Origin of the sequence: Pseudomonas sp. BS3782 TE3695 (assembly GCF_050435305.1) — a bacterium.
GTDB lineage: Bacteria > Pseudomonadota > Gammaproteobacteria > Pseudomonadales > Pseudomonadaceae > Aquipseudomonas.
On the sequence record NZ_JBNDKB010000001.1, the window covers coordinates 4,950,678 to 4,976,134 of the forward strand.

Genomic DNA, 25,457 nt, shown 5'->3' on the forward strand with positions numbered 1-25,457 from the left:
ATGCTATCACGAGCCTGGGGGCCTGATAGAGCCTGACCTGCCGCGAAAGTTCTACGGTTATGCCGTTGCCGTTTGTAACACCTGCGGATTTGCATGGAAAAACACGTGTTCAAGAATCGGTCCTACTGCTACTTCGCCGATTTCCTCATAGCCCTGTCGCTTATAGAACTCCAGATAACGAGGGTTCCCGGTGTCGAGGATCACGCCTTGGGAGTGTTCATCGACCGCGCACCAGTTATGCACCGCTTGCAGCAGTTGTTCGCCAAAGTGCTTGCCCTGGAATTGCGGGTGAACCCCCAGCAATGGCAAAACATGCACCGCATCGGACGGCACGCATGCCATGACGGCGGCATGGTAATCGAGGTAGCGTCGGGTACAACGAAACCCGGTGCTGAGCACCATTCGCAGGCGCCAGGCCCAGCTTTCGGTGATGCCCAGGCGGCGTTGCGGCGGTGCGATCAGAGCAATGCCAATCAAGCGGTCATTGACCAGCAGGCCGATGGCCGGCAACTCCTGAAGAAAGTGTTGCTTGACCAGTTCGCGCACCGTCGCCCGTACTCGCTGTTCGTAACCGGGGCGCTCGGCCTCGAACAGATAGCCGAATGTCGGCTCGTGCCGGTACGCCTGATACAACAGGGAGCGGGCTTCACGGGAATAGCCGCTGTCGAGCATGTGAATATCGGCAATGGCGGTCGAGGTTTCGGGCATAGCGGCGGATCTCCCTGGGCGCGGCTCAGAAGGCCCGCGTTCTTATTGGTACGAGCCTTTGGGTGGCTTCACAGTTCCCCAGACAAGGTATAGACCAAGCCGGGATCTTCATCGACCGGGCTGATGCCTTCGCGGGTAAGCCACGCTCCCACAGTTTCAGTGGCGTTCACAGATTTTGTGTACGACACGGATACTGTGGGAGCGGGCTTGCCCGCGAAGAGGCCCGATCTGCCAACACATCTCTGACAGAACACAACGAATCGCCTCACCCCAAGGCTGGCCCCATTCCTACATGTCAGCTAGCATCGCACTTTTGCCAGGACTGCCGACCATGAAGATCGTCTCCTTCAACATCAACGGGCTGCGCGCTCGCCCGCATCAGTTGGCGGCGCTGATTGAAAAGCATCAACCGGACGTGATCGGCCTGCAGGAAACCAAGGTCCACGACGACCAGTTCCCCCTGGCCGAGGTTCAGGCCCTGGGTTATCACGTGCATTTCCATGGGCAAAAAGGCCACTACGGCGTGGCCCTGCTCTCGCGCCAGGAGCCGATTGCGCTGTACAAAGGTTTCGCCACCGATGAAGACGACGCTCAGCGGCGCTTCATCTGGGGCACGTTTGCCGACGCCAATGGCGTGCCGGTGACCATCATGAACGGCTATTTCCCACAGGGCGAAAGCCGCGATCATCCGACCAAATTCCCGGCCAAGGAACGTTTCTACAGCGATTTGCAGCAGTTGCTGGAAAGCCGGTTCAGCAACGACCAGCCGATTGTGGTGATGGGCGATGTGAACATTTCCCCGGAAGACTGCGACATCGGCATCGGCCCGGACAACATGAAACGCTGGCTGAAAACCGGCAAATGCAGCTTCCTGCCCGAAGAGCGCGAATGGATGGCCCGCCTGAAGAATTGGGGCCTGGTGGACAGCTTCCGTCACTTGAACCCGGACGTTGCCGACCGTTTCAGCTGGTTCGACTACCGCAGCCGCGGATTTGAAGATGAGCCCAAGCGCGGGCTGCGGATTGACCTGATCATGGCCTCCCATGGCTTGTTGCCGCGAGTGAAGGATGCCGGCGTCGATTACGATTTGCGCGCAATGGAAAAGCCCTCCGATCACGCACCTATCTGGCTTGAGTTGAGCTAACGACGCAAAAGATCGCAGCCTTCGGCAGCTCCTACAGAATGTACGCCACCCCAGTGTAGGAGCTGCCGAAGGCTGCGATCTTTTGATCTGTCATCGTTCAGAAACCTTACTGACTTATTCTCCCGGCACTTTCCCAGGCTTATAAGGTGCCGGCATGACGCTGCGCGTGTTGTTTGTGTCGATGCTCGCCGCCCTGCTGCCGTTAACGGTGTCGGCCAGCGATTTGCCGACGCCCGAACGTGGCCCGGTGTTGCGCATCCAGGGCTCCAACACCATTGGCGCGGCATTAGGCCCGGCGCTGGTCGAAGGCTTGATGCGTGAACAGGGCTTGCTCAAGATTCACCGCGAAGCCCCGGACAAAGCCAACGAACAACGCATCGTCGGTGAAACCGTTCAGGGACGCCGGGTCGAGGTGGAGATCGCGGCCCATGGTTCCAGCACCGGGTTCAAAGCCCTGAAAAACGCCTGGGCCGATCTCGCGGCTTCGTCGCGCCCGATCAAGGACAACGAACGGCTGGATCTTGAGCCGCTGGGCGACCTGAAAAGTCCGATTGCCGAGCAAGTCATCGCCATCGACGGGCTGGCAATCATCCTTCATCCGCACAATCGGCTGAAGCAACTCAACACCGTACAACTGGCGCGAATCTTCAGCGGCGAAGCGAAAACCTGGGAAGCACTCGGCGGCAGCGGTGGGACGATTCATCTTTACGCGCGGGATGACCAATCGGGCACCTATGACACATTCAAGGAACTGGTCCTCAGCCCGCGTGGGGAATCCCTGAGCGGCAACGCGAAACGCTTCGAATCCAGCGAGCAATTGTCCGACGCCGTCAGTCTGGATCCGCAAGGCATTGGCTTCATCGGTTTGCCTTATGTACGCCAGGCCAAAGCCGTGGCCATTGTCGATGGCGACTCACAGGCCATGCTGCCGGTCACTAGCCTGATCGCGACGGAAGATTACCCGCTGTCTCGTCGGCTGTTCTTTTACCTGCCGCCAAATGGGAAAAATCCCTGGGCCAAGGCCTTGGTGAAGTTTGCCCAAAGCAGCAAAGGCCAGGCGATCGTCGCGGCCAATGGCTTTATCGCGCAGACCGTTCAGGCCATGGCCGTCACGCCGAATGCGCTGATGCCTGAGGGTTATCAGGCACTCAGTCGCCATGCCCAGCGGCTGACGGTGAATTTCCGTTTCGAAGAAGGCAGCGCGACGCTGGACAACAAGGCCCGACAAGACCTGTCACGGGTGCTCGACTATATAAAGCAGCACCACAAAACCAATCGGCAGGTGACGCTGGTGGGGTTTGGCGACGCCAAGAGCGACCCGGCGCGGGCCGATCTGCTGTCGAAACTGCGGGCCATGGCGGTGCGGCGAGAACTGGTGAAAAGCGGCGTGGTGTTTCGCGAGATTCGCGGTTTCGGCGCCGAAATGCCGGTGGCGACCAACAGCGGGGATGAGGGGCGGATCAAGAATCGGCGGGTTGAGGTTTGGGTGTATTGAACCAGACACCCTCGCGGTGAAAGGTCTGACGCATTCGCGAGCAAGCCCGCTCCCACAGGTGACCGAGTTCTCTCAAGGGAGTGCGGTCAAATGTGGGAGCGGGCTTGCTCGCGAATGGCAGGCGCCGCGGATTTACTGACCGCTACGCATCATCTCTTTCGGCACATATTTGCCGATCTCGAACTTGCCGATCGCCGCGCGGTGCACTTCGTCCGGGCCGTCGGCCAAGCGCAGGGTGCGTTGCATGGCGTACATGTAGGCCAGCGGGAAATCGTTGGAAACCCCTGCCCCGCCATGGATCTGGATCGCCCGGTCGATCACCCGCAATGCCACGTTCGGTGCGACGACTTTGATCTGCGCGATTTCGCTCTTCGCCACCTTGTTGCCGACGGTGTCCATCATGTACGCGGCTTTCAACGTCAACAGGCGCGCCATGTCGATCTCCATCCGTGAGTCGGCGATTTTGTCGATGTTACCGCCCAGTCGCGCCAAGGGTTTACCGAACGCAGTGCGGTTGACCGCACGTTTGCACATCAACTCCAACGCACGCTCGGCCATGCCGATCGAACGCATGCAGTGGTGAATCCGGCCTGGGCCGAGGCGACCCTGAGCAATTTCGAAGCCGCGCCCTTCACCCAACAGGACGTTTTCATACGGCACCCGTACGTTTTCGAACAGTACTTCGGCGTGACCGTGAGGCGCGTCGTCATAACCGAACACCGGCAGCGGACGGACAATCTTCACGCCTGGGGTATCCACCGGCACCAGAATCATCGAGTGCTGCGCATGGCGCGGTGCATCCGGGTTGCTCAGGCCCATGAAGATCAGGATCTTGCAGCGCGGATCGCAGGCCCCTGAGGTCCACCATTTCTTACCGTTGATCACCCACTCGTCGCCATCACGCACAGCGCGGGCGGCCATGTTGGTGGCATCAGACGAGGCCACGTCCGGCTCGGTCATGGCGAACGCCGAGCGAATCTCGCCGCGCAGCAGCGGTTCGAGCCAGCGTTGCTTCTGTTCTTCATTGGCGTAACGCACCAGCACTTCCATGTTGCCGGTGTCTGGCGCAGAGCAGTTGAACGGCTCAGGACCGAGCAGCGAGCGGCCCATGATTTCCGCCAATGGCGCATATTCGAGGTTGCTCAGGCCGGCGCCGAGTTCGGATTCAGGCAGGAACAAATTCCACAGGCCTTCAGCTTTGGCCTTGAGTTTGAGTTCTTCCATGATCGCTGTCGGCTGCCAGCGATCGCCCTCGGCGACCTGGCGTTCGAACACCGCTTCAGCGGGGTAAACGTAGGTGTCCATGAACGCGGTCACGCGCTCACGCAGTTCTTGCACTTTGGGCGAATAAGCGAAATCCATGGGCAGCTACCTTCTAAAGGGAGGTTGTTCAGGTCATGCAATCGATGCTAGAACAGCATTGATAATTTACCTAGCCTATTCTCGGCGTGTATTAACATTCATCACCGATATATGATCGACTGATCGAGCCCCCTTCCTGATAACAAGAACAGAGAGCGCAGCGCAATGAATCTGAGCAAGGTCGACCTCAACCTTTTCATCGTCTTCGACGCGATCTACACCGAAGCCAACCTGACGCGCGCCGGGCAGATTGTCGGTATTACTCAACCAGCGGTGTCGAACGCTCTGGCCCGCCTGCGCGAGACCTTCAACGATCCGCTTTTCGTGCGCACCGCCCAAGGCATGGTGCCCACGCCGATGGCGCAGAACATCATCGGCCCGGTGCGTAACGCCCTCTCCTTGCTGCGGGTGTCGGTGCAGGAAAGCCGTATCTTCAACCCGTTGCAGGCGGTCAAGACTTACCGCATCAGCATGACTGACCTCACCGAAGCGGTGATCCTGCCGCCGCTGTTCCAGCGCCTGCGACGCCTGGCGCCGACGGTGATCATCGAGAGCTTCCTGTCCAAACGTCGTGAGACCACCAAGGAACTGGCGGCCGGACGTCTCGATTTTGCGGTGGATGCGCCACTCAATACCGACCCGCAGGTGCGTCACGTCAAGTTGATGGAGGACCGATACGTGTGCGCCATGCGCAAGGGCCATCCGTTGGCGGGCAAAGAGAAATTCACCCTCGACGATTATCTGTCACTGACCCACATTCATATCTCCAGCCGGCGCAGCGGTCTGGGTTATGTCGATCTGGCCCTGGGCAAAATGGGCATCCAGCGCAAGATTGCCCTGCGCTCCCAGCATTACTTGATGGCGTCCCAGGTGTTGCAGCAGACCGACATGGTCATGACCGTGCCGGAACGCTTCGCCCGTCGCCATGACTTGTACGCGGTGAACCTGCCGGTCAAAGAAGTTCCGCCGGTGGAAACCCACCTTTACTGGCACGAAAGCACCGACCAGGACCCGGCCAACCGCTGGATGCGCGAGCAGATGATCGAGTTGTGCCAACAGGTTACGGCGCATGAGAAGAAGCTCGATAAGGTGTAGGGCTTTGGACCGCGTCATCGTTCTTCGCGGGCAAGCCTCGCTCCCACATTGATCGCATTCCCCTGAGAGAACGCGATCACCTGTGGGAGCGGGCTTGCTCGCGAAGAGGCCGGTGATAACAACGAAGATCCATGCCCCTTGACGTAAACGTCAACCTGCCATTAGCTTAGCGCCATGACCTTTTTCGAGCGCTTCCATGAGCAGCCAGACCTATAGCATTTCCGATCTCGCCCGCGAGCTCGACATCACCACCCGGGCTATTCGCTTCTATGAAGAGCAAGGCCTGCTCAGCCCCGAGCGTCGCGGCCAGGAGCGCATTTACTCGCCCCGTGACAAGGTCAGCCTGAAGCTGATCCTGCGGGGCAAACGCATTGGTTTTTCCCTCGCCGAATGCCGCGAGCTGATCGAGCTCTATGACCCCTCCAGCGGTAACACCAAGCAACTGCACAGCATGCTGGCGAAAATTGCCGAGCGTCGGGAACAGCTCGAACAGCAACTGCTGGACATCGAACAGATGAAACTGGAACTCGACACGGCCGAAGAGCGCTGCACTCAGGCGCTGGAACAGACAATCAAGAGCCAGCAGGCGGTCCAATAACCGTACAACGATTTAATGTGGGAGCGGGCTTGCTCGCGAAAGCGGTCTGTCATTCAACACTGATGTCGGCTGGCCCGACGCCTTCGCGAGCAAGCCCGCTCCCACGGTAGATCGTCGTTCGTCCACTACTACAGGTGAAATCCTCCATGTCCCTACCCACCCACGTACGCCTGGTCGAAGTCGGCCCCCGCGACGGTCTGCAAAACGAAGCCCAGCCCATCAGCGTTGCAGACAAGGTGCAACTGGTTGACGCACTGACCGCCGCAGGCCTGGGCTATATAGAAGTCGGCAGTTTCGTCTCGCCCAAATGGGTGCCGCAAATGGCCGGTTCCGCCGAGGTTTTCGCGCAGATCCAGCGCAAGTCGGGCGTGACCTATGGCGCCCTCGCCCCCAACCTGCGGGGCTTTGAAGACGCCATCGCCGCCGGGGTCAAGGAAGTCGCGGTGTTTGCCGCAGCGTCCGAATCGTTTTCCCAGCGCAACATCAATTGCTCGATCAGCGAAAGCCTGGAGCGTTTCGTGCCGATCATGGACGCCGCCAGACAACACGGCGTCAGCGTGCGCGGTTACGTGTCCTGCGTGCTGGGCTGCCCGTATGAAGGTGACATTGCACCGGAACACGTCGCCCGGGTTGCTCGTGAGCTCTATGCGATGGGCTGCTACGAAGTTTCGCTAGGGGACACCATCGGCACCGGCACCGCTGGCGCGACCCGCAAAATGTTCGAAGTGGTCTCGGCCGATGTGCCACGTGAAAAACTGGCCGGGCACTTTCACGATACCTACGGCCAGGCCATGGCCAACATCTACGCCAGCCTGCTGGAAGGCATCGCGGTATTCGACAGCTCCATCGCCGGCCTCGGCGGCTGCCCATACGCCAAGGGCGCCAGCGGTAATGTCGCGACCGAAGACGTGGTTTACCTGCTCAACGGCCTGGGTATCGAGACCGGAATCGACCTGGACGCCTTGATTCGAGCCGGCCAGCAGATTTGCGCGGTGCTGGGGCGCCCTACCGGTTCGCGCGTGGCCAAGGCCCGCAGCGCACAGTGACAGTGTGAATGTGTCCGGGTGTTACCGCGTGTTCTGAAACGTGGGCGGAACGAGTAACACGGAAACAAATTGTCGGGTTCGGGTTGGATGAAAAACCCTACGAAAAACACAAACTATTGATTTAAAAGGGTTTTAAAAAGTTGGCACGGCTTCTGCTATCTCTATGGCATAACAAGAATAAAAACTGCAAACCAATAAAAATAAGACGTAACGACTCTGACATAACAAGAACAACACGGCAGAGACGCAGCTAACAGATTTTTTTGGAGAGGATGTGCTTTTCAGGGTGCTTTTCGAAGTAACCCGCAACCGGGCAGAGAACAATAAAACTACCTTCAGGTAGCTCCCGAACTGGTTGGATCGCTTGGCGAAAAAGTAGATCAGCGCTCAAAAAAATACGTTTGCTCTTGATCCCGGATGGGGATCGACAAAAACAGCGGTAAAGGGCCACGGTTACCAAAAACAACAACAGACCGCCCCTCAATAATAAAAAAAGAGCACGTACGACAAAATTAAAGGGGAGCTTCGGCTCCCCTTTGTGCTTTCTTGCCTTCCGGTTTTTCTCGATCCAAATGTGGGAGCGGGCTTGCTCGCGAATGCGGTGTGTCAGTCAATACTAATGGTGATTGATCCACCGCATTCGCGAGCAAGCCCGCTCCCACACTGGTTATGTGTCAGTCTTTGTTGATGCGTAGCTCCTCGATACTGATTTCACGCATCCGAAACTTCTGGATCTTCCCAGTCACCGTCATCGGAAATTCCTCGACGAATTTGAAGTAACGCGGTGTCTTGAAGTGCGCTATGCGCTCCTTGCACCAGGCTTGCAGTTCCTGCTCGGTGGCGCTGTGGCCGGGATGGAACTTGATCCAGGCGACGATCTCTTCGCCGTAGCGGGAGCAAGGAATGCCGATCACCTGCACGTCGGCAACCGCCGGATGGGTGAAGAAGAACTCTTCCAGCTCCCTTGGGTAAATATTCTCACCGCCGCGGATGATCATGTCTTTGTTACGCCCGGCGATGCAGACGTAGCCTTCGTCGTTCATGCTCGCCAGATCGCCGGTGTGCATCCAGCCCGCCTCATCGATAGCCTCGGCGGTGCCTTGCGGATTATTCCAGTAGCCGAGCATCACGCTGTAGCCTCGGGTACACAGCTCACCGATGGTGCCGCGCGGTACCAGGTTGCCCGCCTCGTCGATGATTTTGCTTTCCAGTTGCGGCTGGGTTCGGCCAACGGTGGTGACGCGCAATTCCAGCTCGTCTGACGGACCGGTCTGCGAAGACACGGGGCTGGTTTCCGTCATGCCGTAGGCAATCTGCACTTCGCTCATGTGCATTTCATTGATCACCCGGCGCATCACCTCGATCGGACAGGTCGCCCCGGCCATGATCCCGGTGCGCAGGCTCGACAAATCAAACTCGGCGCGCTTGGGCTGATCGAGCATGGCGATGAACATGGTCGGCACGCCGTAAAGCGCGGTGGCTTTTTCTTCGGCGACGGTGTTCAACGTCAGCAATGGATCGAAGGCGTCGTTGGGATAGATCATGGTGCTGGCGTGGGTGACGCAGCCGAGGTTGCCCATGACCATGCCGAAGCAGTGATACAGCGGCACCGGAATCACCAGCCGATCATTGGCCGTCAGCCCAAGGCTTTCGCCGACCATGTAACCGTTGTTGAGAATGTTGTAGTGGCTGAGGGTCGCGCCCTTGGGGAAACCGGTGGTGCCTGAGGTGTATTGGATGTTTACCGCTTGATCGAAATGCAGACTCTCCTGACGTTCGCGCAATTGCTCGACCGACACGCTGGCCGCCAGATCGATCAGCTGCGACCACGGCAGGAAACCCGATGGCGGTTGGGCATCCAGGCTGATCACGCCGCGCAGTTCCGGCAGGCGTTCGCTCTGCAACTGGCCGATGGATTGCTCCGTCAGTTCCGGAACCAATCCTTGCAACATGCCGTGATAGTCGGAGGTCTTGAAGGCCCCGGCGCAGACCAGCCATTGGCAACCGGACTGCTTCAACACGTATTCGAGTTCGGAACTGCGGTAAGCCGGATTGATGTTGACCAGGATCACACCGATTTTCGCGCTGGCGAACTGGCTGATGCACCACTGGGCACAATTCGGCGCCCAGATGCCGAGCCGGTCACCGGCCTGCAAGCCCAACGCCAAAAATGCTCTGGCGTGCCGGTCGACGGCCTCTGACAGTTGCTGCCAGGTGTAGCGCAACTGCTGATGGCGCACGACCAGCGCCTCCCCGTTCGGGTATTGCGCGACCGTGTTATCGAATGCCTGCCCGATGGTCATCGCCAGCAAGGCTTTGTCCTGGGAACCACGGGTATAGCTGCGCTGCGGGCTTGCACTGGGTTGATCCATGACGACCCCTATTGTCTTTATTGTAAGAGCGAGTCTTGTGTGGCGAGGGAGCTTGCTCCCGTTCGGCTGCGCAGCAGTCGTGAAATCAGCTGTCAGGGGCTGCCTGACACACCTCGGATACTGATTTTGCGACCGCTTCGCGCTCGAGCGGGAGCAAGCTCCCTCGCCACAGTCTTTCAGAACTGGCTCTACTCTCGCTCAAGTTGACGTTAACGTAAAGGGTGATTGACAGCCATTCATCACAGGCTTACGTTAACGTAAAGGTGAGAGCCGAATCACTGCCCTTCCCACCCTACAAAAAAGCCAAAAGGTGCCCCATGAGCTACCCATCCCTGAACTTTGCCCTCGGTGAAACCATCGACATGCTGCGCGATCAGGTTCAGTCCTTCGTCGCCAAAGAGATCGCCCCACGCGCAGCTCAGATCGACATCGACAACCTGTTCCCCGCCGACCTGTGGCGCAAATTCGGCGACATGGGCCTGCTGGGTATTACCGTGCCGGAAGAGTACGGCGGCGCGGGCCTGGGTTACCTGGCGCACGTCGTCGCCATGGAAGAAATCAGCCGCGGTTCGGCTTCGGTCGCGTTGTCCTACGGCGCCCACTCCAACCTCTGCGTCAACCAGATCAACCGCAACGGCACTCACGAACAGAAAAGCAAATACCTGCCGAAACTGATCAGCGGCGAGCACATCGGGGCGCTGGCCATGAGCGAACCGAATGCCGGTTCCGACGTGGTCTCGATGAAACTGCGCGCCGACAAACGTGGCGACCATTACGTACTCAACGGCAGCAAAACCTGGATCACCAACGGCCCTGACGCCAACACCTACGTGATCTACGCCAAGACCGACCTGGAAAAAGGCCCCCATGGCATCACCGCGTTCATCGTCGAACGTGACTGGAAGGGTTTCAGCCGCAGCAACAAATTCGACAAGCTTGGCATGCGCGGTTCGAACACTTGCGAGCTGTTTTTCGATGACGTCGAAGTGCCGAAAGAAAACGTCCTCGGCGTGCTCAACGGTGGCGTGAAAGTGCTGATGAGCGGCCTCGACTACGAGCGCGTTGTGCTCTCGGGCGGCCCGACCGGGATCATGCAGGCTTGCATGGACCTGATCGTTCCGTACATCCATGACCGCAAACAATTCGGCCAGAGCATCGGCGAATTCCAGCTGATCCAGGGCAAAGTCGCCGACATGTACACCCAACTCAACGCCAGCCGCGCCTACCTGTATGCGGTGGCTCAGGCCTGCGAGCGCGGCGAAACCGCGCGCAAGGACGCCGCCGGCGTCATCCTCTACAGCGCCGAATGCGCGACCCGAATGGCCCTCGATGCGATCCAGATTCTCGGTGGTAACGGCTACATCAACGAATTCCCGGCCGGTCGTCTGCTGCGTGACGCCAAGCTGTATGAAATCGGTGCCGGTACCAGTGAGATCCGTCGCATGCTCATCGGTCGCGAACTGTTCAACGAGACGAAATGAATTTCGTCAGCGGCAAGCGACAAGCTTCAAGCGGCAAGAGGGAAACGTGCTCATGCTTTGAACTTGTAGCTTGCAACTTGAAGCTGCTACGGAGTAGCCCCATGATTTTGCATACCCAGCTCAACCCTCGTTCAGCGGAGTTCGCGGCCAACAGCGCGGCAATGCTCAAGCAGGTCGACGCCCTGCACACCCTGCTCGCGCAAGTGCAGCAAGGTGGCGGCCCGAAGGCTCAGGAGCGGCATACTTCGCGGGGTAAGTTGCTGCCCCGTGAGCGGATCAATCGTCTGCTCGATCCCGGCTCGCCGTTTCTGGAAATCAGCCAACTGGCGGCCTACGCGGTGTACGGCGAAGACGTTCCCGCCGCTGGCGTGATTGCCGGAATCGGCCGGGTGGAAGGCGTCGAATGCATGATCGTCGCCAACGATGCCACCGTGAAAGGCGGCTCGTATTACCCGCTGACCGTGAAAAAACACCTACGCGCGCAAACCATCGCCCAGCAAAATCGCCTGCCCTGCATTTATCTGGTGGACTCCGGCGGCGCCAACTTGCCGCGTCAGGATGAAGTGTTTCCGGACCGCGAACACTTCGGGCGGATCTTCTTCAACCAGGCCAACATGAGCGCCATGGGCATTCCGCAGATTGCGGTGGTCATGGGCTCCTGCACCGCCGGTGGCGCTTATGTACCCGCGATGGCCGATGAGGCGATCATGGTTCGTCAGCAGGCAACGATTTTCCTCGCCGGCCCGCCGCTGGTAAAGGCAGCGACCGGTGAAGTGGTCAGCGCTGAAGACCTCGGCGGGGCCGATGTGCACTGCAAGATTTCCGGGGTTGCCGATCACTACGCCGAAAGCGATGAACACGCCCTCGCCTTGGCCCGGCGCAGCGTCGCCAACCTCAATTGGCGCAAGCTCGGTGAACTGCAACAACGCACGCCGATCGCGCCGCTGTACAGCAGCGACGAGTTGTACGGCGTGGTGTCGGCGGATGCCAAGCAACCCTTCGATGTGCGCGAAGTGATCGCTCGGCTGGTGGACGGCTCGGTGTTCGATGAATTCAAGGCATTGTTCGGCACGACATTGGTCTGCGGCTTTGCCCACCTGCACGGTTACCCGATCGCGATCCTCGCCAACAACGGCATCCTGTTCGCCGAAGCCGCGCAGAAAGGCGCGCACTTCATTGAGCTGGCCTGCCAGCGCGGCATTCCATTGTTGTTCCTGCAAAACATCACCGGTTTCATGGTCGGCCAGAAATACGAAGCCGGCGGCATCGCCAAGCACGGTGCGAAACTGGTGACGGCCGTGGCGTGTGCCAAGGTACCGAAATTCACCGTGATCATCGGCGGCAGCTTCGGTGCCGGTAACTACGGCATGTGCGGTCGGGCTTACGATCCGCGCTTCCTGTGGATGTGGCCAAACGCGCGGATCGGCGTGATGGGTGCCGAACAGGCGGCAGGCGTGCTGGTGCAGGTCAAGCGTGAGCAAGCCGAGCGCGGTGGCCATGGTTTCAGCGCCGAGCAGGAAGCCGAGATCAAGCAACCGATCCTCGATCAGTACGAAGAGCAAGGTCACCCCTATTATTCCAGCGCTCGACTGTGGGACGACGGTGTCATCGACCCGGCGCAGACCCGCGATGTATTGGCCCTGGCCTTGTCGGCGTCGCTGAACGCGCCAATCGAACCGAGCCGCTTCGGCGTGTTCCGGATGTGATTTTTTGTGGGAGCGGGCTTGCTCGCGAAGGATTCACCGCGGTTTACCTGATGCACCGCGTTATCGTTCTTCGCGAGCAAGCCCGCTCCCACATGAGTTGTGGAGACGGACAAACATGAGCGACTTCAACACCCTCGAACTGCTGAGCGATCCAAGGGGTTTTGCGACCCTGTGGCTCAGCCGTGAAGAAAAGAACAACGCCTTCAACGCCGAAATGATCCGCGAACTGATCCTCGCGCTGGACAAAGTATCGAGCGATGCCAGCCTGCGTTTTCTGCTGATCCGTGGGCGCGGCAAACATTTCAGCGCTGGTGCCGATCTGGCCTGGATGCAGCAATCGGCCGAACTCGATTACCACACCAACCTTGACGACGCCCGGGAACTGGCGGAATTGATGTACAACCTCGCCAAGCTGAAAATCCCGACGGTGGCGGTGGTGCAAGGCGCGGCCTATGGCGGCGCGCTGGGTCTGATCAGTTGCTGCGACATGGCGATCGGCGCCGATGACGCACAGTTCTGCCTGTCGGAAGTGCGCATCGGCCTGGCACCGGCGGTCATCAGCCCGTTCGTGGTGCAAGCCATCGGCGAACGCGCAGCACGCCGCTATGCCTTGACCGCCGAACGATTCGGCGGGCAACGGGCCCGGGAAATCGGCCTGTTGTCGGAGAGCTACCCGATGGCTGAACTGGAGCAGAAAGTCGATCAATGGGTCGACAACCTGCTGCTCAACAGTCCGGCGGCCATGCGCGCCAGCAAGGACTTGCTGCGTGAAGTCGGCCATGGCGCGCTGACTCCGGCGCTGCGACGCTACACCGAAAATGCCATCGCCCGAATCCGCGTCAGCCCCGAAGGCCAGGAAGGCCTGCGCGCCTTCCTGCAAAAACGCTCGCCAACCTGGCAAGCCGAAACCATCCTCAAGGAGCCGCGTTGATGAGCGCACCTGTTCTCACCACCTTGCTGGTGGCCAACCGGGGCGAAATCGCTTGCCGGGTGATGCGCACCGCCAAAGCCCTGGGCCTGACCACCGTGGCCGTGCACAGCGCCACCGATCGTGATGCCCGGCACAGCCGCGAAGCCGATATCCGCGTTGATCTGGGCGGCAGCAAAGCCGCCGACAGTTACCTGCAAATCGATAAACTGATCGCCGCCGCGAAAGCCAGCGACGCCCAGGCGATTCATCCCGGTTATGGCTTTCTCTCGGAAAATGCCGGGTTCGCCCGCGCAATCGAAGCGGCCGGCCTGATTTTTCTCGGCCCTCCCGCCTCGGCCATCGACGCCATGGGCAGCAAGTCCGCGGCCAAGGCCCTGATGGAAACTGCAGGCGTGCCACTGGTGCCCGGCTACCACGGCGAAGCCCAAGACCTCGACACCTTCCGCGACGCCTGCGCACGCATCGGTTATCCGGTGCTGCTCAAAGCCACGGCGGGCGGCGGCGGTAAAGGCATGAAAGTCGTCGAGGACGTCAGCCAACTGGCCGAAGCCCTGGCCTCGGCGCAACGTGAAGCGCAGTCGTCATTCGGCGACTCGCGGATGTTGGTGGAGAAGTACCTGCTCAAGCCACGCCACGTGGAAATCCAGGTATTCGCCGACCAGCATGGCAACTGTCTGTACCTCAATGAACGTGATTGCTCGATCCAGCGTCGGCATCAGAAAGTCGTCGAAGAAGCCCCGGCTCCGGGTCTGAGCCCGGAACTGCGTCGCGCCATGGGCGAAGCCGCCGTACGCTCGGCACAGGCCATCGGTTATGTCGGTGCAGGCACCGTGGAGTTTTTGCTGGATGCGCGCGGTGAGTTCTTCTTCATGGAGATGAACACGCGCCTGCAAGTCGAGCACCCGGTCACCGAAGCCATTACCGGCCTCGATCTGGTGGCCTGGCAGATTCGCGTGGCCCGCGGTGAAGTGTTGCCGATGACCCAGGATCAGGTACCGCTGATCGGCCATGCGATCGAAGTGCGGCTGTACGCCGAAGACCCGGGCAACGATTTTCTGCCGGCCACCGGGCGTCTGACGTTATATCGCGAATCCGCCGCAGGGCCGGGGCGTCGCGTCGACAGTGGTGTCGAAGAAGGCGACGAGATTTCGCCCTTCTACGACCCGATGCTCGGCAAGCTGATTGCCTGGGGCGAAGACCGTGAGCAGGCGCGGCTGCGTTTGCTGAGCATGCTCGATGAGTTTGTCATCGGCGGGCTGAAAACCAACATCAACTTCCTGCGCCGAATCGTCGGTCATCCGGCATTTGCCGCGGCGGAGCTGGATACCGGGTTTATTCCGCGTTATCAGGAACAACTGCTGCCAGCACCTTCAGACCTCAGCGATGAATTCTGGCAAGCGGCCGCGCAGGCGTTCGCACAAAGCCAACCGACTGTTTCACGCGCCGATGACTTGAGTTCGCCTTGGGCGATCAACAATGGTTTGCGTATTGGGCTGCCCACAGAAATCACCCTGCATTTGAGTTGCGAAGGGCAAGACCGGGCGCTGACTTTGGGTGATGCCGACGCTCATACCGCGCAGCTCAAGGGTGAATACCTGCTGACCGACCACAACGGTTTGCACCGCCAACATCGGGCAATCCGCCGGGGCGAGGCGCTGTATCTGCAATGGGACGGTGAGCTGCGCCACATCGAGTCGTATGACCCGATCAGTGCCGTCGAAGCCAGTCACAGCCATCAGGGCGGACTCACCGCACCTATGAACGGCAGCATCGTGCGAGTGCTGGTAGAGGCTGGGCAAACGGTCGAAGCCGGGGCGCAATTGGTGGTGCTGGAAGCGATGAAAATGGAGCACAGCATTCGCGCGCCCCACGCTGGGATTATCAAGGCGTTGTATTGCCAGGAAGGCGAGATGGTCAGCGAAGGCAGTGCATTGGTGGAGTTGGAACAGGCGTGAAATGAAGATCGGTCCTACGCGTTGCGAGGACCGATCTGATTAGAATTTGGCCGTCGCCTGAACCACTACGCCGATAATTCGGCATTCCTCGGTGAAAAGGGCTTTCGGATAGGTCGGATTGAGCGGGACCAGGTAACGCTGCCCGCCCTCTTCGATCAGCTTGCGAAAAACCGCCTCGGTGCTGCCGGGCCATTGGGCGATCACCAGTTTGCCAGGCTCGGGCACGATGGCCGGGTCCACCAGAATCAACATGTCCGCGGCAATGCTCACCCCCGTGGGTGCGGTCATCGCATCGCCAACCACCACCAACCAGAACGCTGCGCCCTGGGCATGGTAATCGGACAACTCGAAGCGCGGCTTGCTGACAGTCGATGAGGCGCCGTAAGTCGATAGTTCTCCATCGCGCACCTCCCCGGTATCCCGCCAGTCACTGACTGGGTAGCGAAAGTACGGGTTGTACTTTTGCGTCAGAGAGATCTCCTCATCCTGTGAGACCTGCGGTTCCCGGATCACCATCGCGACTTCCAGATAGTCCATCCCCAGGGCCTGCAAGACACGGTTCATCTCTTGGATGCGGGGCTGACGACGTTTATTCAGCCAATGGCCGACGCCGCCCTGGGACATTCCGATGCGCTCGGCGAGTATTTCTTGAGTGACTTTGAGTTCACTCATTTTGGCCTTGACCAATTCAATCCATTTATCCATGTGCGGCACGATACGTGGGGGACTCCGACCAACAAAACACAAATTGTAGTATTTAAATTCAAGACACAAATACAGTACGTACTAAGCTGGGCTCACGGATTTGAATCTATCACGGAGCTTGCCATCGTCATGACCATCCCCAGCATTACCCTGCCCGACATGCAATTCGACACCACACTCAACTCGCCAAAAGGCTCGGCTGCCGCGCAGCGGGCACTGGACTATTACTTGAAACCAGCTGTGTCAGAAGAGGCCGGCGAAGAACGTTTCTTCGATGTGAACCGTAACATCAGCAGCGAAGAGGCATTGGTCCATGCTTCGGATCTGTTGCGATGTGCCGCCGCCACCGCGCATGAATCAGCCAACCAGCTGCAGGGCGCAAGCCGGGATCTGGCGTTTTCGACGGTGCACATGATCGACATGGCCAAGGCGATGGTCGACCGATCCCTGGAAGGGGCATAGCAGGACCGAGACGAATACGCTGGAGGAGGAAGGAAAGAATTTTCCAATCACGCAGATAAAAACATTTGACTTGCAAATGATAATGATTATTATTGCATGCAGCTGGTCGCGAGATCAGTCGATGGACCAGGGACCTTAGGTCGGTCTCCTGGACTATCTCCTCATCAGGCTAATCACGGTTTTTGACCCGGCTTTTTGCCGGGTCTTTTTTTGCCAGTTTTCTGGCTTATGGCTTCAGGCTAATGAAGTCTGTGGGTGCTGCAAATTCGATTGGCGCGGATGATATCAAAAGAATGTCTGTTGGCAAGAGAAGCCCGGCAGCATTGGGCCAAACTAATGCAAAATAGCACTTGAGAATCACTTGCACAGTCTCTAAGCTGCATCGGCGTCAAGGAGGACGCCCCCCCTTTTCACCTCGCAATTTCCCCCGGTTTCTCGCTCCCTTGCGTGTAAAGTAGCAGCCATAAAAATCATATTCAGGAATTGATTATGGCCGTGGCTAGATCCTCTTTCGACATCAGCGCGAACTTCGACAGTGGCAACATCGAAGTGCTGGACATCAGCAATCCTCTGCAAGCGCTGTTAGCAATCAAGCCAGACACTCGCAGCCAGCACTTCCAGTGGTTTCACTTCAAGGCCAGCGGTCTGCACGTCGGTGAAGAGCATTGGTTTCGCCTGAACAACGCCAGTAAATCCTCGTACAACAAAGCCTGGGATGGCTATCAGGCGGTGGCGTCCTATGACCACGTCAACTGGTTCCGGGTGCCGACCATTTTTGAAGGCGACTGCCTGCGTTTCAGTCTCGAAGCCACTGCCACCCATGCCTGGTTCGCCTATTTCGAACCTTACAGCCGTGGCCGTCATGATTGGCTGATCGAACAGGCATTGACCAAAGCCGGCACCGAACTGTTGGCCACCGGCAAAAGCGTTGAAGGTCGTGACATCCAGTTGTTGCGCAAAGGGACGGGGGCCGAAGGTCAGCGCAAGGTCTGGATCATCGCCCAGCAACACCCCGGCGAACACATGGCCGAATGGTTCATGGAGGGTGTAATCGAACGCCTCGAAAAACACGACGACCCGGTGCTGAAAAAACTCCTGGCCAGGGCCGACCTGTACCTGGTGCCGAACATGAACCCGGACGGCGCTTTCCACGGCCATTTGCGTACCAATGCCATGGGCCAGGACCTGAACCGCGCCTGGCAGAGCGCCAGCCAGGACACCACCCCGGAAGTGCTGTTCGTTCAGCAGCAAATGGAAAAATACGGCGTCGACCTGTTCCTGGACATCCACGGCGACGAAGAAATCCCCTACGTGTTCACCGCCGGTTGCGAAGGCAACCCGGCCTATACGCCGCGCATCGAAAAACTCGAAGAGCATTTCCGCAGCCATCTGAAACATCAGACCAAGGACTTCCAGACCAAACACGGCTATACCCGCGACGAGCCGGGCAAAGCCAACATGACTTTGGCCTGCAACAGCGTCGGTCAGAAGTTCGACTGCCTGTCGCTGACCTTGGAAATGCCCTTCAAAGACCACAACGACGCACCGAACCCGCTGACCGGCTGGTCCGGCAAACGCTCCAAGCAATTGGGCAAGGACGTGCTGACGACCATCGCCGACATGGTCGATACCCTGCGTTGATTATTTAAGACCAAAAGATCGCAGGCTTCGCCAGCTCCTACAGGGTTTTGTGTACGCCTGGAGCTGGCGAAGGTTGCGATCTTTATTCTTTTGATCTTTTACTCAGCCACAATCCGCACACAATCCTCCGGCCCCAACAAACGCCCATCCTCGGCACGCAACTCCAGCGGCCGCACCGGTCGACCATTCTCACGATCCACAACCCGCGAATGCGCCTCCCCCGCCTCAAAGAAAAACGCCTCGCCCCACTGCCGCAATCCGATGATCAACGGGAACAGCCCCTTGCCTTTCTCCGTCAGCACATATTCCTGATACGCGCTGCCGTCCGACGCTGGTACCAGATCGAAAATCCCGTGAGCCACCAACGTGCGCAGGCGTGCCGAGAGAATGTTTTTGGCCATGCCCAGATTGCGCTGGAACTCACCGAATCGCCGCAAGCCATCGAACGCATCGCGCACGATCAATAACGACCACCAATCACCAATCGCGTCCAGTGAACGGGCGACCGGGCATTCGGCGCCTTCCATGCTTGTACGTTTAACCATGACCGCGTCCGCCTGCAAACAAATGTGGTTGCAATATAAAACCAGACTCCCTACCGTACAACTGGTTTTATTTTGAAACCACTAAAGGAAGCCCGTGATGAAACCTGACTACCCGTTAAGCGGCGCAGTGGTGCTGCTGTTTGCCGTTGCCTGCGGCCTGGCCGTCGGTAATGTGTATTACGCACAACCGCTGCTCGATGCCATGGCCGAAGCCTTCGCGATGGACCCGGCAACCATCGGTATCGTCGTCACCCTTACCCAGATCGGTTATGGCGTGGGTCTGTTGTTGCTGGTTCCGCTAGGGGATCTGCTCAACCACCGCCGGTTGATCGTCGTGCAAACCCTGCTGTCGGCACTGGCCTTGTTGATGATCGGATTTGCTTCGAACAGCATCTGGCTACTGCTCGGCATGGCGCTGACCGGGTTACTGGCAGTCGTGACGCAAGTCCTGGTGGCCTACGCCGCGACGCTGGCCATCCCGGCGCAACGTGGACGTGTGGTGGGCGTGATCACCAGCGGCATTGTCGTCGGCATTTTGTTGGCACGAACGGTGGCGGGCGGCATGGCCGACCTGGCCGGTTGGCGTTCGATTTATCTGTTGTCCGCCGGGTTGACCCTGATGATGGCGCTGCTGTTGTTTCGTGTGCTGCCCAAGCACGAAGATGCGCGACCCAATAGCACTTACGCTGAGTTGATTGGCTCGGTATTCAGGTTGTTCAAGGAAGAACCGGTATTGCGTCAACGGGCCCTGCTCGCCCTGCTGACCTTCGCCAGTGCCATGGTGCTGTGGACACCCTTGGTGCTGCCGCTGAGTGCCCCGCCGCTTTCACTTTCCCATACCGAAATCGGACTGTTCGGCCTGGCCGGAGCCGCCGGTGCGCTAGCCGCTGCCCGTGCCGGGCATCTGTCCGATCGCGGTTTTGGCCAATGGACCAGTGGACTGTCGTTGCTGCTGATGCTCGCCTCATGGCTGCCCATCGCACTCACCCAATCCTCGCTATGGGCGCTGCTGCTTGGGGTGATTACGCTGGATCTGGGTTTACAGGCCGTTCATGTCACCAGCCAGAGCATGATCTACAGCGTGCGCCCCGAAGCGCAAAGCCGACTCACCGCCGGCTACATGCTGTTCTATTCGATCGGCAGCGCCTTGGGTTCCATCGGTTCGACGGCGATGTACGCCTGGGCGGGATGGATCGGGGTGTGTTGGCTGGGTGCGGGCATCAATGCGGTGGCGCTGATTTATTGGTGGATGACGTTGGCCACGAAGAACCAACCTGTGGAAGCAACTTCACGCTGACGCGTAGGAGCTGCCGCAGGCTGCGATCTTTTGATCTTGGGGATCACCTTCAATTTTCAAGATCAAAAGATCGCAGCCTTCGGCAGCTCCTACGTTGACCGTGCACATCCGCAGAATTTGGCTGCAGCTGTTGGGATCACCCGCGATCCTTACCCCGCAGCATGCTGTTCAGCACATCATCCCGACGCACCCACCCGTGAAACAACGCCGCCGCCAGGTGCAACAACACGGTCAGAAACAGCAGATACGCCAGATACCCATGCGACTTGCGCAGGAACGCAAACACTTGCGCATTCGCTGGCAGAATCGACGGCAACTGCAACGAACTACTGAGCATCACCGGATCGCCAGCGGCCGAAATCATTGCCCAGCCCAGTAGCGGCAAAATCAGCATCAAGGCATACAGCAGCGCATGCGAAGCCTTGGCCGCGAACGCTTGCCAGGCTGGCAGGTCTGCCGGCAGCGATGGTTGGCGGGTCGAAAAACGCACGGCCAGGCGCACGATCACCAGTAACAGAATCGCAACGCCCAAAGGTTTGTGCAGATTGATCAGCCACTGATGGCGCTCGGACACCGAGGCTGCCATGCCCGCGCCGATAAACAGCATCGAGAGGATCATCAGCGCCATCAGCCAGTGCAGCAGCCGCGCCAAAGGCGCGAAATGAGTCGGTTGGGCGCTCATTGTTGAGACTCCTGGTTGGCGTTGGGTAACTGCTTCACTTCGCTGGCGCGGCGCAGATAGGAGCGGGCGTAACCTGCTGAGCGAGCGGCGAGCAGCGGGTCGTCGGAGCCTTCGATACCGCTGGGCAATACCAGTGGGTCGTAGTTGATGTCACGGCATTCGCCATTGAGTTGCGGCTGAGTGCTTTCGAGCACCAGCGTGCCAGCGTTCAGCACTTTTCGGCCGTCGGGCCAGGCTTTGCTCGCATCGTTAGTCGGGTCCCCTGGATTCGCCAAGGTTATGTTCAACTGCCAACGCAGCGGTCCGGCGGACAAGCGCTGCACCAAATCTTTCTCCAGGAAATCACTGCCCTCGGCGGCCGTTGCACCGGCCGCGTCCTGAGCCACTGGCGTCATGCTCCAACGCACCGCTTGTCGCTGACCGGCCGCGTTCACCAGGTAAAACGCGTTGACGCTGTTATAGGTTTCCGTCGCGTAACTGGCCGACGGTTTGGCGGTCTTGACCCAAGTCAGAAACGGCACGGCTTCGGGGTGCGCCGCAAAAAACGCTGGCACAGCCGCTGGGTTTGGTTTGCCGGTAGACGGATCCGGTGATTGTGCTTGTTGCAACTGATAAAACGCCTCGGGCGTGCCCACCGGGAACACCGGCATGCTGTTCATCCCGGTGCGCCACTGCTGACCGTTAGCCTGGGTAAAACGTAGCGCCAGGCTGCGGATCGGCACGCTGTTGTCCGGCGCGTAAGGATTGCCGGCAGGCAGCGCGAAACGCCCGACCACCGGGGTCCGCGCTTCGCTGAACACTTGGGCGCTGGAATATTCGCGCGCCTGATTGCTGCTCTCGAAATGCCCGATCACGCACACGCCTTTGGCGTGATTGCGACGGAATCCGGGGTGTACGCCGTTGTTTTTCTCCAGCACATTGACCAAGTCTTTTGGCGTCAGGCGTTGTGGGTCGAGTGTGCCGTTGACGTAGGCAAAAGCCCCGGCCAGCGTTGCGACTACCACGGCAATGCCGGTCAGGCGCAACGTCAGGCTCGCGGCACTCAGCGGTGGCCGGTCAGGCCCCGTTGGCGGTGATGAGCGATCTACCATGAATGACTCCAGGGCCATCGGCCACAAGTGAGAAGAATCAGGCAGACGAACCGCGCCAAGGTTTATTCCATCGCCCGGTGTTTATTTTTCCAGGCGTGGAATAACCTCGAATGCCGGGCGTCTTCCTGAACACTCACCACAGCGTAGTGACTGGCCAGAACTTCATGAATGATATCGACGAACAACTCAGGGAAGTCATTCCCAGGCTGCGGCGTTTCGCCGTATCGCTGACGCGCAACCCCAGCAGCGCCGACGATCTGGTGCAGGCCTGCCTTGAGCGCGCGCTGTCGAGGTGGGGCGACAAACGTCCCGACGGCGACTTGCGTGCCTGGCTGTTCTCGATCCTTTATCGGCAGTTTCTCGACGCTCATCGCCGCTCCCGGCGTTATGCGCGCATGCTCGAATTTTTTACCGGACGTGATGATGCGCAACCTTCGGCAGAACGCACGGTGATCGCCCAATCGACCCTGCAAGCCTTCGATCAGCTCAGCACTGAACAGCGCGCACTGCTGCTCTGGGTCTCGGTGGAAGGCTTGAGTTACAAGGATGTCGCCGAGATCCTCGACGTCCCCACTGGCACCGTGATGTCGCGTCTGTCCCGCGCACGCCAGGCCTTGCGTCAACTCAGCGACGGCGAAATCGCCCCCCCTTCTCTGCGGAGACTCAAATGATCAGCATGCCTCCCAGCGAGCGTGACCTGCACGCCTACGTCGATCACCAACTCAGCGATGCCGACCACCATCGGGTGGAGATTTATCTGGCCAGCAATGCCGATATGGCGGCGCAAGTTCGCGCCTGGCAATACGATGCCCAACAACTGCGCGCAGCCCTGAGCGGCGCCTTGCAGCAACCGGCCAACCCGCAACTCGACCCGGCAATGATTCGCCTGCGAGCCAAACGCCAGTCGCGCCGTCATCTGGCCAACGCCGCGATGCTGTTGATCGCAGTCAGCGTCGGCGGCCTGGGCGGTTGGCAGGCGCGACAAATGACCCTGGCCAGCGCCCCGCTACCAATGACCGATGCCATGCAGGCCTACCGGCTGATTGCCCAACAAGGCATGCTGCCGGCGGATTACGAGGTCAGCGATGAAGGCGATATGCAGGGCTGGCTCGATCGCTATTTCAGCCAGGCCCAACGCCTGCCGAACCTGACCGCTTCCGGATACACACCCGTCAGCGGACGGCTGCTCAGCACCGAACAAGGGCCGGCGGCGATGGTGGTTTATGAGGATCAGGGCGGCCATAAAGTCAGCTTCTACGTCCGTCCACCCGGGCCGAAAAACTTCCTCCTGCCTCGGGGGAGCCGCAGCGATGGCGAACTGCAGGCCGAGTACTGGTCAGGGGCGGGGTACAACTACGCGATGGTCAGCCCGAGTGACACGCCGACGGCGCAGATGCTCAAGCAAACTGCGCAGTTCTGATCATCACCCTTCCCCTATGGGAGCGAGCCTGCTCGCGATGAGGCCGCGACATTCAACATTTAATGTCGACTGATACACCGCCATCGCGGGCAGGCTCCCACATTGGGTCCGTGCCAACCACCGACAAGACCCGCGGTCAGGTCGAGGAGATGAAGCAGTATCTGACGACTGCGATCGCGATCGATGAGGCCAAGCCCGACTTTCCCGCTATCATGTCGCCCATTTCCAGGCCCCCACGCCCTCCTCCTGATCAATAGCGAATCTGCCCATGGATACCCTCGCCCAACTGCGCGCCGGCCAACTGTCGGGCATCACCCGCCTGGATCTGTCCTGCGGCCTGACCGAGTTCCCCCGGGAAATCTTCGACCTGGCGGACTCGCTGGAAGTGCTCAACCTCAGCGGCAACGCCTTGCGCAGCTTGCCGGACGACCTGCACCGCCTGACCCGTTTGCGCGTGCTGTTCTGCTCGGACAACCAGTTCACCGAACTGCCCGCGTGCGTCGGCCAATGCACGGCACTGACGATGGTCGGCTTCAAGGCCAACGCCATCGAAAACGTGCCGGGCGCCGCCCTGCCGCCGCTGTTGCGCTGGCTGATCCTGACTGACAACCGCCTCACTGATTTGCCGACCGAACTGGGTGAACGCCCGCATTTGCAAAAGCTCATGCTCGCTGGCAACCGGTTACAGCGTTTGCCCGAAAGCCTGAGCCAATGCCATCGACTCGAACTGATCCGCATCGCCGCCAATCAGCTCACCGAGCTTCCCGAGTGGCTGCTGACCCTGCCAAGCCTGACTTGGCTGGCGTACGCCGGTAACCCGCTGGAAACCGAAGCCGACGCGGCTGCGCTTGAAGCCACGGCGAGCATTCCCTGGTCCCAACTGAACCTGGAGAAAAAACTCGGCGAAGGCGCGTCGGGGGTTATTCATCAGGCGTTGTGGGAGCAGACAAAACCGGTTGCGGTAAAACTCTACAAAGGCGAAATGACCAGCGATGGCTCGCCGCTGCACGAAATGAACGCCTGCATCACCGCCGGCATCCACCCCAACCTGATCCGGGTCAAGGGCCGAATTGTCGATCACCCGCAGCAAGCGGCCGGGCTGGTGATGCAGTTGATCGATCCGAGCTATCGCAACCTGGCCCGGCTGCCGAGCCTGGCGTCCTGCACCCGCGACGTCTACGCCGACCACACCCGGTTCAGCGCTGGCGTGGCATTGCGCATCGCCAGTGGCATTGCTTCAGCGGCTGAACATTTGCACCGCCAAGGCATCACCCACGGCGACCTCTATGCTCACAACATCCTGTGGAATGAGCACGGTGATTGCCTGTTGGGCGACTTTGGCGCGGCGTCTTTCCATGCCACTTCGGACAGCCTTGAAAGCCGTGCACTGCAACGGATCGAGGTGCGGGCGTTTGGGATGCTGCTGGGGGAATTGCTGGCGCGGATCGACTCGGGGTTGAGTGATGAACAGCGGGTCGCGTTAGAGGATCTACAGCAGTGCTGCTGTCAGCCGGATGTGCTGACGCGGCCGGGGTTCAGTGAGGTTGTGCGGGAACTGGCTGAATTAAACTAGCGGCAAATACAAAACCTGTGGCGAGGGAGCTTGCTCCCGTTGGGTTGCGAAGCGACCCCAAAGCGACGGCTGCTGCGCAACCGAACGGGAGCAAGCTCCCTCGCCACAGGCAAGCCCCCTCGCCACAAGTCAGACCACAAACTGTCGG

22 protein-coding genes are annotated in these 25,457 nt (G+C 59.4%); 15 read left to right on the plus strand and 7 right to left on the minus strand.

The window, feature by feature from the left end; genetic code table 11:
* Positions 1-57: 57 nt before the first annotated feature.
* On the minus strand, positions 58-708 hold the full coding sequence (locus ABH909_RS22305; protein ID WP_095631576.1) for a GNAT family N-acetyltransferase: 651 nt from the start codon (positions 706-708) through the stop codon (positions 58-60).
* A gap of 331 nt (positions 709-1,039) precedes the next feature.
* Here ABH909_RS22305 and xthA point away from each other — a divergent pair, with 331 nt between their 5' ends.
* Complete coding sequence (xthA, locus tag ABH909_RS22310; RefSeq protein WP_429437170.1) at positions 1,040-1,852, plus strand: exodeoxyribonuclease III; 813 nt, start codon at positions 1,040-1,042, stop codon at positions 1,850-1,852.
* Between the two features lie 154 nt (positions 1,853-2,006).
* The gene (locus ABH909_RS22315) at positions 2,007-3,347 is read left to right on the plus strand and encodes a substrate-binding domain-containing protein (protein ID WP_429437172.1); all 1,341 of its coding nucleotides are present in this window, start codon (positions 2,007-2,009) and stop codon (positions 3,345-3,347) included.
* A gap of 132 nt (positions 3,348-3,479) precedes the next feature.
* Here ABH909_RS22315 and ABH909_RS22320 read toward each other — a convergent pair whose 3' ends face one another.
* Positions 3,480-4,709, minus strand: coding sequence for an acyl-CoA dehydrogenase (locus ABH909_RS22320; protein WP_429437175.1), 1,230 nt, complete (start codon positions 4,707-4,709; stop codon positions 3,480-3,482).
* A 165-nt stretch (positions 4,710-4,874) separates the two neighbouring features.
* On the opposite strand from ABH909_RS22320, the gene ABH909_RS22325 reads away from it, so the two are divergent.
* From ABH909_RS22325 to ABH909_RS22335, 3 genes are all read left to right on the plus strand, one after another.
* Positions 4,875-5,804: a LysR family transcriptional regulator gene (locus tag ABH909_RS22325; RefSeq protein WP_007904083.1), complete on the plus strand. Its 930-nt coding sequence runs from the start codon at positions 4,875-4,877 to the stop codon at positions 5,802-5,804.
* A gap of 196 nt (positions 5,805-6,000) precedes the next feature.
* On the plus strand, positions 6,001-6,402 hold the full coding sequence (locus ABH909_RS22330) for a MerR family transcriptional regulator (RefSeq protein WP_008068244.1): 402 nt from the start codon (positions 6,001-6,003) through the stop codon (positions 6,400-6,402).
* A 146-nt stretch (positions 6,403-6,548) separates the two neighbouring features.
* Positions 6,549-7,448, plus strand: coding sequence for a hydroxymethylglutaryl-CoA lyase (locus ABH909_RS22335; RefSeq protein WP_429437178.1), 900 nt, complete (start codon positions 6,549-6,551; stop codon positions 7,446-7,448).
* A gap of 674 nt (positions 7,449-8,122) precedes the next feature.
* Here ABH909_RS22335 and ABH909_RS22340 read toward each other — a convergent pair.
* Positions 8,123-9,820, minus strand: a complete 1,698-nt coding sequence (locus tag ABH909_RS22340; protein WP_429437180.1) for an AMP-binding protein — start codon at positions 9,818-9,820, stop codon at positions 8,123-8,125.
* Between the two features lie 317 nt (positions 9,821-10,137).
* Between ABH909_RS22340 and ABH909_RS22345 the strand changes: the two genes are divergently transcribed.
* The 4 genes from ABH909_RS22345 to ABH909_RS22360 all read left to right on the plus strand — a co-directional run bounded on the left by ABH909_RS22345 (position 10,138) and on the right by ABH909_RS22360 (position 15,893).
* Positions 10,138-11,301 (plus strand): isovaleryl-CoA dehydrogenase, encoded by a 1,164-nt coding sequence (locus ABH909_RS22345; protein ID WP_429437182.1) that lies wholly within the window; start codon positions 10,138-10,140, stop codon positions 11,299-11,301.
* Positions 11,302-11,402: 101 nt separating this feature from the next.
* Positions 11,403-13,007 carry a carboxyl transferase domain-containing protein gene (locus ABH909_RS22350; RefSeq protein WP_429437185.1) on the plus strand — a complete coding sequence of 535 codons (1,605 nt, stop codon included), beginning with the start codon at positions 11,403-11,405 and terminating at the stop codon, positions 13,005-13,007.
* A 115-nt stretch (positions 13,008-13,122) separates the two neighbouring features.
* The gene (locus tag ABH909_RS22355) at positions 13,123-13,938 is read left to right on the plus strand and encodes a gamma-carboxygeranoyl-CoA hydratase (RefSeq protein WP_429437187.1); all 816 of its coding nucleotides are present in this window, start codon (positions 13,123-13,125) and stop codon (positions 13,936-13,938) included.
* Positions 13,938-15,893: an acetyl/propionyl/methylcrotonyl-CoA carboxylase subunit alpha gene (locus ABH909_RS22360; protein ID WP_429437190.1), complete on the plus strand. Its 1,956-nt coding sequence runs from the start codon at positions 13,938-13,940 to the stop codon at positions 15,891-15,893. The genes ABH909_RS22355 and ABH909_RS22360 overlap by 1 nt, the downstream gene beginning before the upstream one ends.
* A gap of 39 nt (positions 15,894-15,932) precedes the next feature.
* Here the strand turns inward: ABH909_RS22360 and ABH909_RS22365 are convergent, their stop codons facing one another.
* Complete coding sequence (locus tag ABH909_RS22365) at positions 15,933-16,598, minus strand: LexA family protein (RefSeq protein WP_429437193.1); 666 nt, start codon at positions 16,596-16,598, stop codon at positions 15,933-15,935.
* Positions 16,599-16,727: 129 nt separating this feature from the next.
* Here ABH909_RS22365 and ABH909_RS22370 point away from each other — a divergent pair, with 129 nt between their 5' ends.
* Both ABH909_RS22370 and ABH909_RS22375 read left to right on the plus strand, forming a co-directional pair.
* Entirely contained in the window at positions 16,728-17,060 is a 333-nt protein-coding gene (locus ABH909_RS22370; RefSeq protein ID WP_429437195.1) for a DUF6124 family protein, read from the plus strand.
* 489 nt (positions 17,061-17,549) lie between these two features.
* Positions 17,550-18,701, plus strand: a complete 1,152-nt coding sequence (locus ABH909_RS22375; RefSeq protein ID WP_429437197.1) for a M14 family metallopeptidase — start codon at positions 17,550-17,552, stop codon at positions 18,699-18,701.
* Positions 18,702-18,799: 98 nt separating this feature from the next.
* On the opposite strand, the gene ABH909_RS22380 is transcribed toward ABH909_RS22375, so the two are convergent.
* Entirely contained in the window at positions 18,800-19,246 is a 447-nt protein-coding gene (locus ABH909_RS22380) for a winged helix-turn-helix transcriptional regulator (protein ID WP_429425732.1), read from the minus strand.
* Between the two features lie 97 nt (positions 19,247-19,343).
* Here ABH909_RS22380 and ABH909_RS22385 point away from each other — a divergent pair, with 97 nt between their 5' ends.
* Positions 19,344-20,543, plus strand: coding sequence for an MFS transporter (locus ABH909_RS22385; RefSeq protein ID WP_429437200.1), 1,200 nt, complete (start codon positions 19,344-19,346; stop codon positions 20,541-20,543).
* A gap of 136 nt (positions 20,544-20,679) precedes the next feature.
* On the opposite strand, the gene ABH909_RS22390 is transcribed toward ABH909_RS22385, so the two are convergent.
* Both ABH909_RS22390 and ABH909_RS22395 read right to left on the minus strand, forming a co-directional pair.
* Positions 20,680-21,225, minus strand: a complete 546-nt coding sequence (locus ABH909_RS22390) for a cytochrome b (RefSeq protein WP_429437202.1) — start codon at positions 21,223-21,225, stop codon at positions 20,680-20,682.
* On the minus strand, positions 21,222-22,316 hold the full coding sequence (locus ABH909_RS22395) for a catalase family peroxidase (RefSeq protein WP_429437205.1): 1,095 nt from the start codon (positions 22,314-22,316) through the stop codon (positions 21,222-21,224). The genes ABH909_RS22390 and ABH909_RS22395 overlap by 4 nt, the downstream gene beginning before the upstream one ends.
* Before the next feature lie 164 nt (positions 22,317-22,480).
* Between ABH909_RS22395 and ABH909_RS22400 the strand changes: the two genes are divergently transcribed.
* The 3 genes from ABH909_RS22400 to ABH909_RS22410 all read left to right on the plus strand — a co-directional run bounded on the left by ABH909_RS22400 (position 22,481) and on the right by ABH909_RS22410 (position 25,309).
* Positions 22,481-22,987, plus strand: coding sequence for a sigma-70 family RNA polymerase sigma factor (locus tag ABH909_RS22400; protein ID WP_429440063.1), 507 nt, complete (start codon positions 22,481-22,483; stop codon positions 22,985-22,987).
* Positions 22,984-23,736, plus strand: coding sequence for an anti-sigma factor family protein (locus tag ABH909_RS22405; RefSeq protein ID WP_429437207.1), 753 nt, complete (start codon positions 22,984-22,986; stop codon positions 23,734-23,736). Before ABH909_RS22400 ends, ABH909_RS22405 begins: the two co-directional genes overlap by 4 nt.
* Before the next feature lie 268 nt (positions 23,737-24,004).
* Positions 24,005-25,309, plus strand: a complete 1,305-nt coding sequence (locus ABH909_RS22410; RefSeq protein ID WP_429437210.1) for a protein kinase — start codon at positions 24,005-24,007, stop codon at positions 25,307-25,309.
* The last annotated feature ends 148 nt before the right edge of the window (positions 25,310-25,457 follow it).